The 11107-nt window shown below is 32.6% G+C and carries 8 protein-coding genes and 4 pseudogenes; all 12 read right to left on the minus strand.

From position 1 onward, the window contains the following. Positions 1-644: 644 nt before the first annotated feature. A complete protein-coding gene (locus STRDD10_RS02790) occupies positions 645-887 on the minus strand; it encodes a hypothetical protein (protein ID WP_067192922.1) in 243 nt (80 codons plus the stop codon). Positions 888-1527: 640 nt separating this feature from the next. Beyond that, a pseudogene (locus STRDD10_RS10370) lies at positions 1528-2456 on the minus strand (IS30 family transposase). Between the two features lie 69 nt (positions 2457-2525). Continuing rightward, a complete protein-coding gene (locus tag STRDD10_RS10760) occupies positions 2526-2672 on the minus strand; it encodes a hypothetical protein (RefSeq protein ID WP_156468568.1) in 147 nt (48 codons plus the stop codon). 370 nt (positions 2673-3042) lie between these two features. Further along, a pseudogene (locus tag STRDD10_RS11865) lies at positions 3043-3135 on the minus strand (toxin PezT); the annotation flags it as partial. Between the two features lie 148 nt (positions 3136-3283). Further along, positions 3284-3880, minus strand: coding sequence for a response regulator transcription factor (locus tag STRDD10_RS02810; protein WP_067192928.1), 597 nt, complete (start codon positions 3878-3880; stop codon positions 3284-3286). Next, positions 3861-5441, minus strand: coding sequence for a sensor histidine kinase (locus STRDD10_RS02815; RefSeq protein WP_231853355.1), 1581 nt, complete (start codon positions 5439-5441; stop codon positions 3861-3863). Before STRDD10_RS02815 ends, STRDD10_RS02810 begins: the two co-directional genes overlap by 20 nt. Positions 5442-5516: 75 nt before the next feature. Next, positions 5517-7535: an FtsX-like permease family protein gene (locus STRDD10_RS02820; protein ID WP_067192930.1), complete on the minus strand. Its 2019-nt coding sequence runs from the start codon at positions 7533-7535 to the stop codon at positions 5517-5519. 10 nt (positions 7536-7545) lie between these two features. Continuing rightward, positions 7546-8280: an ABC transporter ATP-binding protein gene (locus tag STRDD10_RS02825; RefSeq protein WP_067193033.1), complete on the minus strand. Its 735-nt coding sequence runs from the start codon at positions 8278-8280 to the stop codon at positions 7546-7548. Between the two features lie 389 nt (positions 8281-8669). Beyond that, positions 8670-9059: pseudogene (gene tnpA / locus STRDD10_RS02830) on the minus strand (IS200/IS605 family transposase); the annotation flags it as partial. A gap of 397 nt (positions 9060-9456) precedes the next feature. Next, on the minus strand, positions 9457-9633 hold the full coding sequence (gene slmA, locus STRDD10_RS11075) for a salivaricin M family lantibiotic (RefSeq protein WP_197458293.1): 177 nt from the start codon (positions 9631-9633) through the stop codon (positions 9457-9459). A gap of 75 nt (positions 9634-9708) precedes the next feature. Further along, positions 9709-9891, minus strand: a complete 183-nt coding sequence (gene slmA / locus STRDD10_RS11450; protein WP_000649491.1) for a salivaricin M family lantibiotic — start codon at positions 9889-9891, stop codon at positions 9709-9711. Between the two features lie 536 nt (positions 9892-10427). Then, positions 10428-10671: pseudogene (locus tag STRDD10_RS10380) on the minus strand (XRE family transcriptional regulator); the annotation flags it as partial. Positions 10672-11107 lie beyond the last annotated feature (436 nt).

An 11107-nucleotide genomic window follows, 5' to 3' on the forward strand; every position in this document is an offset into this window, starting at 1 on the left:
CCAAAAATTAAATCTGTCTCAAACCCAACTGCACTCTATTTCATTATATCAAACATTCTACTGTAAATCAAAATAACTAGGAGTTCTTTTCTTCCCTGCTAGTAAGATACATTTATATTTGTTTAGTTTATCTGTTTTTTAATGGAGTAATTTTCATTCTCAAAAAATCTCATAAAATGCCATACTTCCTTAAAACAAAGGGGAAAACACCTGTGAGAACAAATTGCTTGCTCTTTGACTGAAAGCTATTCTCACAGACCACTCCTTTAATATCTACTCTTTTCATTTCATCTACCCACTGCAGTTGATAAAGAGCCCCCCTTTTTTACAGTGATTCAATTACAGATTACAAGAATTTTTACCATTTCTTTATGCTCTAATTAGATTATTAAACAACCTATATTATTTAAAAAATCTTGGCTTTACTAAAATCATTCTTATCAATATTGTTAACTAAATCTATGCTAACTTGAAATACAATATCAGAGATACATGATAGAATGTCGGCATTGACATCAGAAATTAAAAATGTAGAATCAACATGTTCCCCATGTAAAAGCTTGTTTCTCCTATACTGCGCATAAACTACTACCAATTGTAGGTAGTTTATTTTGCAACCTTCATAACATTCTTTATAATTGCTATCAAAACCTTTTAAAGTTACTTCTCTTTGTTCTCCAACAATTTTTTAAATCAGTTGCTGTGGTACGTTTACATTCGATTTTAATTTTATTTCTTCTAAATTTTACAGTATCAGAATATATTTTCGCTTTTTTCTCACCATTTTCTTTATAGACACGCTTATGATATTCAAACTCAATATCCTTATTAAGATTCTTTTCATTAACGTTTTTTACGTTGTATTCAATAACTATGTTAAATTTCATAATATTCCTTCTTTCATAAAATAACTGTTTGGGATAAGAACTTTTGATTTATACTTCAGCTTAACTTTTTGTTTCCAAATTGGAAGAACTTTATTCAATTCCATGTCGAGTTTTAATTTGCTTCCTGCAAATTAATTTATTGTTTTAGTTGCATCAAATGTTTTTACGAGATATTTACGGAATGAAATTTCATCTGTTTTTTCAAGTCATATACTTTTAAAGATGTTACTAGTAGATAACTTTCTAGTCCCCATTCAGACGCAAATGCTTCATTCGTCTATTTTCCTGACATGCATTAAAGGCTACGTCAAAGTCTATATCTGCTGATAAACGGCCTGGAAGCAATTCTTTATTAATAAATCTCGGCTAATTCGTTCTCACCTAAATTACTGAGTTCCTGTATTTGTTCCAATATCAAGATTAGATTATTATCATTGATAACCAATACTCCACCTTTGCTTGTTATCTTCTTAAAGAATAATCTTTCTTCATTTGATAAACTAATATCAAATGAAAGGAAAGCTATGAAGACAATTCAAATTTTACACTATTCTTTATTTGGATATATTTTATCTCTGTATTTAAAATATTATTTCTTTCCTTAATTGTCAAGTCAAGTGCAACAAAGTCATTCCTCTGATTAAGTGAGTGCTCTTCCAGCTGTTTGAGCTAGCTCAAACAGCTTTTTTGCGGACTGATAGTTATGAATTCGTCTTGGTCTTTCGTTGATAGCTTTGGAGTAGTCTTCTAAAAGCTTTGGATTGAAATCTTTTAGTGAAACTCTCTTTGGAATAAACTCTCTCAGCAATCCGTTGAAATTCTCATTCGTACCTCGCTCATAAGATGAATAGGCATGAGCAAAATAAACATCCAATCCCTCTATCTCGTTCAAGGATGAAAATTCACTTCCATTGTCCGAAGTGATTGACTGAATGGGATAATGTTTCATACACTCCAATACTGCTTGATTCACATACCCGGCCTTCTTCTCAATAAGTTTCCTTGTAACAGCGTAACGTGTTTGTCGTTCGACTAAAGTCAGAACAGAAGGTTCTCCGACGGTCTTTCCCCCAGAACAGAGTCGAATTCCCAATCACCAAAGCGGGAACGATTATTGATTTCCTCAGGTCTTTCTTCAATTGACTTTCCTAGATGTTTTTTGGTCGAAGGAACAATCTCGTTCACATGTTGGAGTTTATAGGTGTGAACGAAGGTATCAACGCTATGCACTCTTGGTTTTTCTTTCATAGCTTCTGTAAATTCTGCCAGAAAGTCATCGGAAATGTGATCCAGTTTCAGATAATAACTAGCCTTTCTGGCTTGACGATAACGATTTTGGGCAGCATCTGCATAATAGTGTTGGTAGTAGGCCTTCTGATTATTAATTTGTTTTACTTGCTTGACGGAACCACGACTGATTTCACGAGTAATGGTAGAGCGATTTATCCCCAGCCGACGAGCAATCTCCCAAGGTTTGAGCCCATCGTCTAAATAAGCCTCAATTTTTCCTCTTTCAACTTCAGATAAGTGTTTGTAGGATTGATTTGTGGTAGAATAATTAGTAGACATATTCATCTTCCTTTATGCTGTTTTTCGCAATTCTAGTATATCAGATGAACGTGTCTTTTGTGTTGCATTTCATTTTACAACAGGGTTAAATTTTTTAACATAATCTTTTTTGGAAAATTTCGCTGGCATAGTTTCTACAACTAGATTATGAGCTGATTTAAACTCTTTTTGTAATTTTATATAAAACTCATTGTATTGTCTCATCACAATTCCCATATAAATAGTTACCTCATAATAAATATTTCTCTTTTTATAGCTTACTACAAATTCCCATTTCTATTTTGATACTTTTCTGTAACAAGAGAAGCCGTTTTATTATCGTACCTTTCACTATCGTAATAGAAAAAATAAGGCACCTGATAACCATACCACACGTTTAATCCTGTTTCCTCTTCCAATAATTCACAGAATTCCGTTGAATATTTCTTACAAAACATTGAAGTCATTATTTTAAATTGATCTTCAAATATGATTCCTCTATTTTGAAACTCTATAACAATCTCATCAAATTCTTTGTCTAATATTTCTCTTAATTCATAGTTTTTACCTATTCTTGCTATTTGATATTAACATAAAATATGACTAATTAAAATTTTCTCAACTTCTCTTCCCCCACCCTCAACATCTCCTTCTCCGCTGGACTCCACTCGCCAAACAGTAGCTCTTGAAGAATATCTGCTATTGTTCCAACTGTCGTATGTTTTCAAAGAGATTGTTCACTATTAGAACGTAATGCTCTTTTTTAAGAGTAAGAGTAATTTCTTTCGCAACCATCCTCACTCAAATTTAATTAAAGATTTCTAAACAATAGGACAATAACTTATCAATTATTTGGGAGAAAAGTAACCTAACTGTTCCGCGACATGAATAGCTTCTTGTCTATTGGACACTCCTAGTTTTGAAAAGACATTCGCAAGATGATTCGAAACAGTTCGCTTACTCACATAAACCTTTTCACAAATATCATCTATGCTTAGACCATTTCGAACTAATTCTAATATTTCTATTTCACGTGAAGTTAAAACATCTACCACTACTTCATCCGAAAAAATCTTTCTACCCTGATAAATTTCTATCAAGTTTTGAAGTAACTCCCCTGGAGCAATGCTCTTATCCAAAAATCCCCAGGAACCCATTATCTTGGCACGATACTCATACATTTTTTTACTATATCCTGTTAAGATAACAATTTTAGCAGAAGATCCATTTTTAATAATCGTTTGAGCTAAAGATAGCCCATCCTCCTGGTACAAACTAGTCAAGTTTATGTCAATCAGAATAATGTCATAGTCATCATAAGGGAAATCCAGGACAGAAGAAAAATCATCTATCAAATCTACCCTTTCAATATCCTCTGATAATTCCAAAATCAGTTTAATACTCTGACTGAACAATTTATGATCATCAATCAACAAAATTTTCATAACATAGCTCCTTATCAATCGGTAGTTCAATAACAATACGAAAAACACCACTCTTATCTAAAATATTCATCTTGCCACCTAAAACACTTAATTTATTTTCCATATTTTTCAGTCCGTATCCCAGAGAAGGTTCTTTAGTAGAGACAGATTTATTTTCAGAAACTAGAAAAATAGTATCCTGTTTCACCTCGATTTCCAAAGAAATCTCTCCTCCTTGTGAATATTTGACCGCATTGGTAATTAACTCCTCAACAAAACGGTAGACAAGTTTATCATAGGGAGTCATTAAAGAAAATTTAGGTGGAAAGTGTACCACCACTGAACTTTCTTTCTTATATCTTTTCTCTATTCTATCAATGAGTGCCTGATATTTTTTTGCCAGAGGCTCATCTATCTCACTCATGGGCTGATAATAATCCATTCGCTCTCTGATTCGTTGCACCAGTTCTTCGGTAACAAGATTTATTTGATTACCAAACATCTCATTATTACTGTAAGTATTGAAATTCTTAATAGCCATCACACTTTGTAAAATTTCATTATGGAGAAATTCTGAAAATTGCTGTTCTACAACTTCATTAGAAAGAAGATGATTAACCATTTTATTTCGCTTCAAAAATAGAATTTCCAGGTAATCTTTCGCATTTCTCATATCCGATACGTTAAACAATCGAATACATTCTTCGGTAACAATTGCCATAATAAGGAGAACTATATTTAAAATTAAAAAACTCACTTTCAACTCTAGTTGAAACCCGATAAACGAAAGTAGTAACAATCCTCCCACTAAAAAAAATAAGCGAATAAAAGCTTTTAAGTATGATAATTTCAATTCATCAATTTTCTTTTTTAGTGATGTAAAAATTGTTTTAAAATGTAAAAAAGTCAGTATAGTTAATACCTCAATATACCAAACTAAATTTAAAACAACTGACTCCACAGTATTACCATATAATATAACGTAGGAAACAGGTAACACTACCGAAAGAATCACGATATTTCTCCTTTGAGAAGCTAATACATTTCTCAACTCTTTTCGATACAAGATCAACAAAAGCAAAGGAACAGCTGTGAGAAAAAAAGTAGTGAATATTGATAAAAACAAAAATAGTGGAAAATACATCAAGTAAGAAAAAGTGGTAATGATGGTTAAAGCTAGTGAAACATTCATCAATTCTTCCCCAATCTTCTCACCTAGTAAAATTATCGAAAGAGAACTATAAACCAATAAAAATGAATTAATTGGATTCAGTATGTCAAAAAAATGCAACAAAGTGTTACTTGTTTCTTGTTGAAAGATTGCTTGCCAACTGACCAAAGCTAGCAAAAAGATAGTCCATAATTTTAATTCACTATGTCGAAAGGTAGTAAAGTTACAAACATAGCTGGACACAATCAACAAAATCACAAGTATTACGGAGAACTTTTGCATGAGACCACTTGCATAATAAATAGGAACTCTATAGTATATGTAGAACATCAAGATCAAGTGATTCAGCAAAGTTAATTGCCACAACCATAATGAATGATTAGAAATGATTTTTACAATTTTTTTCATCATAATCATCTCCCTCTATTTTATAAGTATAGTATAGCATAAAACTAGGGTACTATTTAACAGTATCCTAGTTTTATCCTAATTTTGATCAAGAATATGCCAACTCACTTTATAGGTTATGACTAAGTAAATTAGAAAGAGAAGAGCTGCCACTCCTAGATAAGTCACATCAATAGTGATAGTTGTATTGGCAAAGTTTTCAAAGTAACCTAATAAGGACTTGCTTAGAGAAACCGCTAATGGAACAGCAAGTAGCAAGGGAACAAAGAAGTAACTTATAATTTGATGAATCAGTATTTTCTTATTTTGTTTTTTCTTATTTCCCAATAGATATAAGATACGATAATCATTAATGCTGTCTAGTGCACTAGTTGAGATTTGTAGAGATAAAATGCTAAGTGAAATAATAATAAACACAACACTAATAAATATCAATACTAGTACAATGACTCCCATAAATCCTATATAAAGCTCAGATAATCTCACCTTACTTTGATAAGTGAAGTCATTTAATTCTGCACCATCCACCGTAAAGTAATGCTTATCAACCCACTCTTTCAAAAATGTTTCAATTTTTCTTTTATCAATATTTTCTTTATATTTAACCACATAAGTTGTAAAGTCTTCGTTCAATTCTTTAATAACTTTATCTGGTACAATAAGAGTCCCCGAATCATTTAATCCTACTGAAGAAAGAAAATAAACAGTATCTAATGGTTGGGACGATGCCAATTTTAAAGAATAACCGCCAATCGATAAATCTTTCGTTTGTAGTAAAAATTCTTGGATTTGTTTAATGGTTCCTTTGTAATTGGCATTTACTAGATAGCCATCATCAGCTAAGTCAATATCTTTTTTGCCTTGTAGTTTTCTTAGATGATTATAAGCTGAAATCCCTAAAATATGGACTTTTGAATCAGGCAACCCTTTATCGTGCTCCCATAACTGACTAGTATCTATTATATCTTTATAAGTCAAATCACTCGTAAAAGTTGAATAAACATATTCTTCTTTTACGACATCAAAATCAAAGCCGCCTGCTTGTAATCTATCTTTCACACTCTCGTTTCCATAATGAAACTCATTACCTCTATATAAATTGACTTGTAAATCATAAGGGGCATAACGATTCAACTCATGGTTCATGGTTGTGTATGAACTGCCACCAAACACTAGTAAACTAAGAGCCAAAGTCAAGGTCATAGATAGTACTGCTAGCGTTACAGAATTGCTGTCCGCTTGTTTGGAAAATTGGCGGATTTTAAATGAGTTTAATTTATTATAATAGACAGCAGATACTCTCTTAACAACTCTAAGTAAGAAATGACTCAAAGTGTTGTAAAAAAGAATAACAAAGACAACTAAAACAGAGACTAATAAGACTCCCCAATTTTTCAAAATAGATAAATGATGATAATCAGAAAAATACAGACTTCCAGAGATGATAACAATACTTGAAATAATGAAAATCAATAGTTGAAGAATAGAATTTTCCTTGATAAGTCGAGATTTTTTAACACCATTTTCTTGAATCAAGGCAATGATTTGTTTCTTTCTAAATGTTGAAACCTCCATCACACCAACAATCAAACTTGTTACCAAATAGGAGTAACCAAGAAGAGAAATTGATTTAGGATCCAAAAAGAGTAAATTTCCAAAATAATTTGCCATGAAAAACTCAGAGGCAATATGAGCAAGCAAAACAAGCAAGACAAGGCCAAAAGCAAATCCTAGAACTAAAGCAAAGATGTTTACCAACATGGTTTCAAAGAAGAGGGTTCCGATAATCTGGTGCTTTTTCATTCCAAGCGTTGCATAGAGTCCAAGCTCTTTTTTCCGTCTCCCTAAAACAAAATTCGTTGAGTAAACGATGAGAAAGGCAACGGCGCCTAGTATCAAATAAGATAACAAGCCCATGTACTGGGTCATAACTGTCGTCAGCATTTCTTTCGCACCCGATAAGCTCTGCATGACAGGATGACTTGGAAGAGCATTAAAGGCGTACAAAAGACTATAAATCAAAGCAAGGCTTAAAAAATAAATCGTATAGGTTTGTAAGTTTCTAAACACATTACGTAAAATTAACTTTGGGTACATAGCTCCCCTCCTATCTTGTTCGTCTGTATATTTCTTCTAGGTATAAGTCGTTTGATAGTCCATTCCGCTCAATATCATCGGTAATCTGTCCATCACTGAGAAGAACCATTCGAGACGAATACTTAGCAGCAGCGGGATCGTGAGTAACAAGTAGAATAGTGATTCCAAACATTTGATTAATTTCTTGTAAGAGGGACATGAGATTTTCTGAGTTAGCAGAGTCAAGAGCTCCTGTCGGTTCATCTGCAATCAAGAGTTTGGAATCATCTATTAACGCTCTAGCTGTTGCGACACGTTGACGTTGCCCACCTGATAATTGATTTGGAAATTTATTTTTTAGATTTTGAATAGCTAATTTACCCAAAACATCATTAATTTTCTTTTGATATTTTCTAATGGATTTTCCTTGAATTTGAAGTGGTAAAATTACGTTTTCATAAACTGTTAAGGTCTCTACCAGATTATAAGATTGAAAAATATAAGAGATATTCTTAGCGCGATAATCGGCTAATTGGCTTTCTTTTGCTTGAATCATATCAAAATCTTCAAAAACAATACTACCCGAATCAGGTTTATCAATAGTGGATATACAATTCAATAAAGTTGTCTTTCCACTACCACTAGCCCCCATAATGGCTAAAAATTCACCCTTATTTACTGAAAGGTAAATATCAGATAGGGCATAAACCAAACTTTCACCCTCTCCAAATGTCTTATTTAATCCTGTTACTACTAGTTGTGGCATAATCATTTCCTCCATTTCCTTTTATACCATTATTATAGCTGGTAGAAAGACATTCTACATGAGTATTTTGTGCAGAATTGAGTCGTAATTGAGGCTTCTTGTCTTTTTCTAGGGCACAATCATGACCACCCGTCTAACGGGTGGTTTAAACCAGGACTATAAGCCCAAATTACCAGCCAGCGCCTAAAGACGCTGGCTCTCACGTTGTTCAAGCCTTATTGCTCTTGACTCGTCACTTGCCTCTTAAAGAGGCTTTAGTATTACTTACCACTATCCCTAAAGGGATCCTCATATTCTTTTACACTTAATTTATCTAGTGCTATATCATGCTTTACTCGTTCTCAAATTTTCATACTCGTGAAGAAATCATCCGCTGGATAATTTCTTTAGTCTTGAATATATTTCTTAATTGTGACTTCATTGAGTCCAACCGTACTCACATAATAACCTTCCGCCCAAAAATGCCGATTCCCAAACTTGTACTTGAGATTGGCGTGTTTGTCAAACATCATGAGTGCACTTTTACCTTTTAAATAACCCATGAAACTTGAAACACTTATCCTTGGTGGAATACTTACTAACATATGTACATGGTCTGGCATTAAGTGACCCTCGATAATTTCAACTCCTTTATAACTACACAAGCGATGAAATATTTCTCCTAAACTACTTCGATATTGATTATAGATTACTTTTCGTCTATACTTAGGGGTGAACACAATGTGATACTTACAGTGCCACTTTGTGTGCGATAAACTATGTGCCTTTTGTGCCCTCAACTTTTTTATTTTTAGGTTTCGGCAAAAATCATCCACTGGATAATTTTTCTTCTCCTTTCGCTTTACAATTGGCTTGAACACCTTTATTGTATCGCGTTTGGAGTTTTTTGGGTATAACCTTCGACGCGCACCCGCATAGCGGGTGGTTTTTTTGTCTCGCACCTAGCGGAGCGAGACGGACTAATAGTCACATAATAAAAACCAATACTCCTCAAGAGCATTGGTTAGAAATAATAGTGATAAAACCAATCTATCCACTATTGTTTATCATTACGTCTTTTCATAAAGTAGACAATACCAATGATGAATACTCCTAATAAAAGTACAGGAGCATAAAATTCAAGCGTTCCAATAATTCCTTCCATTCTATCCTCCTTTAAGGTACAATTCACCTCTTTTAACCACAACTTACATGTGGTGTACTACATTCAAAGGAATATGTAACTATCCATCCGCAATGACCATGAAGGGTCAAAGTAATAGCAGTATACAAACCTGCAGCAGATTTCCCACCAAGTTCTTGGTGATTAATTTCGTAATCCAAAGTATCAATACCGTGATCTTCTTTTTTCATTACATTACATCTTTTAATATATCATTTTTATTGTATATTGTCAATAATAAATAAAGGAACATCTTTGGTTAGTTTCTAACAGTGAACATTATTACTAGTACACTCATAAGAACATGTGAAGCATAGACCACATCTTCCAGCTAGTGTCAATTTAAAAGCAGTATACCATCCACCCGACCCCGATTTACCAGCAATCTCTTGGTTACTAACTTCAAATTCAAGTGTATCAATTTCATTTTTAAATTCATCACATTTCATAGTTTCACCTCATAATTCTCCCTTATTACTATCAACAATAATCAGCTTTCAAACATTCAATTAAATCCTATTTCCCACCAGGAAAATCTTTGGTTCACATAAACAAATTACGTACGTTATTATAGTGGATTGAAACTAGAATAATACACTACAGCTACTAAAACATTTTTAGCAATTAATTTAACTTGCCCAATCGATTTGTTCACATCTTATTTTAAAATACTGTAAATTATTTTTGTTATATAGAGCTAGCATTTCTTTGTATTGAAAATAGAAATTTAATTAGTGCCAGTGTATAAACTTGCCCAATATAATGTACGAATTTTCTTCTGGATACCTAATTTATTCAACTCCTGTTCAACAACATAAATGCCAATTTTCTCAGTTATATTCAATTTTGAAAGCTTCAACTTCGTTTCTTGCTTGTTTTCAACTGAAAGCAATAAATATTCTGCTACTTGATTTAATATTGATATTCTTTCTCACAAAACATTGATTCTCAACTCAGACTCTGTCAGTTCATGAACTAACTCATCATTTCTCTCATCATCAAAGGGAATGTCTTGATAACGATAGAGACAAGATAGGAGACTTTGTTCCACATTTCTTGACAATCTCCATTTTTAAAGTTAATTCATAATCTTCAACTGGATTCAACATTTCTTCTTTCCCCACAATATCAACATAGAATACGTTGAACTTCTAGCAAATAGCATCTATCAGCTCAGTTGAAAGTGGACTTATACCGTTCTAGTAACTACTAAGGCTATTACGTGAAATACCCCTAATTCATGCAAATTCTGGTTGTGTCGTGTCATGTGTCTTTCGTAAAGATTTGATATGGTCTCCAATCAGGGCAATTTCTTTTTACTTGAAAATACTATCATATCATTTAGAATTTTAAAAAAGACTGATTCAAATTCATTAGAGGATATAGTTATAAAATTGAAATTTTTCGTGCTAATCCTATGAAATCTCGATTTTCTAATAAATTTGTACTTGTTTTCTTCAAACTATACAAATATCACGTTGTTGTAAGTGTGTAATTGAATCAAAAGTATTAGATATAATTTCAAAACAGTGTTTTAAGTTATAGTTAGCCAATATCATAATTTGCTATTTAATTTTAACTAAAATAATCATCATACAAATCAAACTACTAAAAATGAATTTATGGTATACTAGTGATAATAAATTGTTATCAATAGGAGAATTT

This window comes from Streptococcus sp. DD10 (genome assembly GCF_001578805.1).
GTDB lineage: Bacteria > Bacillota > Bacilli > Lactobacillales > Streptococcaceae > Streptococcus.

Excerpts from the sequence above, each read along its gene's own strand:
- STRDD10_RS10760 (WP_156468568.1), bottom strand. The coding sequence starts at position 2,672 with ATGGGAATTGTGATGAGACAATACAATGAGTTTTATATAAAATTACAA.
- slmA (WP_197458293.1), bottom strand. The coding sequence starts at position 9,633 with ATGAAAAAAGAAGATCACGGTATTGATACTTTGGATTACGAAATTAAT.
- STRDD10_RS02825 (WP_067193033.1), bottom strand. The coding sequence starts at position 8,280 with ATGCCACAACTAGTAGTAACAGGATTAAATAAGACATTTGGAGAGGGT.
- STRDD10_RS02815 (WP_231853355.1), bottom strand. The coding sequence starts at position 5,441 with ATGATGAAAAAAATTGTAAAAATCATTTCTAATCATTCATTATGGTTG.
- slmA (WP_000649491.1), bottom strand. The coding sequence starts at position 9,891 with ATGAAATGTGATGAATTTAAAAATGAAATTGATACACTTGAATTTGAA.
- STRDD10_RS02790 (WP_067192922.1), bottom strand. The coding sequence starts at position 887 with ATGAAATTTAACATAGTTATTGAATACAACGTAAAAAACGTTAATGAA.
- STRDD10_RS02820 (WP_067192930.1), bottom strand. The coding sequence starts at position 7,535 with ATGTACCCAAAGTTAATTTTACGTAATGTGTTTAGAAACTTACAAACC.
- STRDD10_RS02810 (WP_067192928.1), bottom strand. The coding sequence starts at position 3,880 with ATGAAAATTTTGTTGATTGATGATCATAAATTGTTCAGTCAGAGTATT.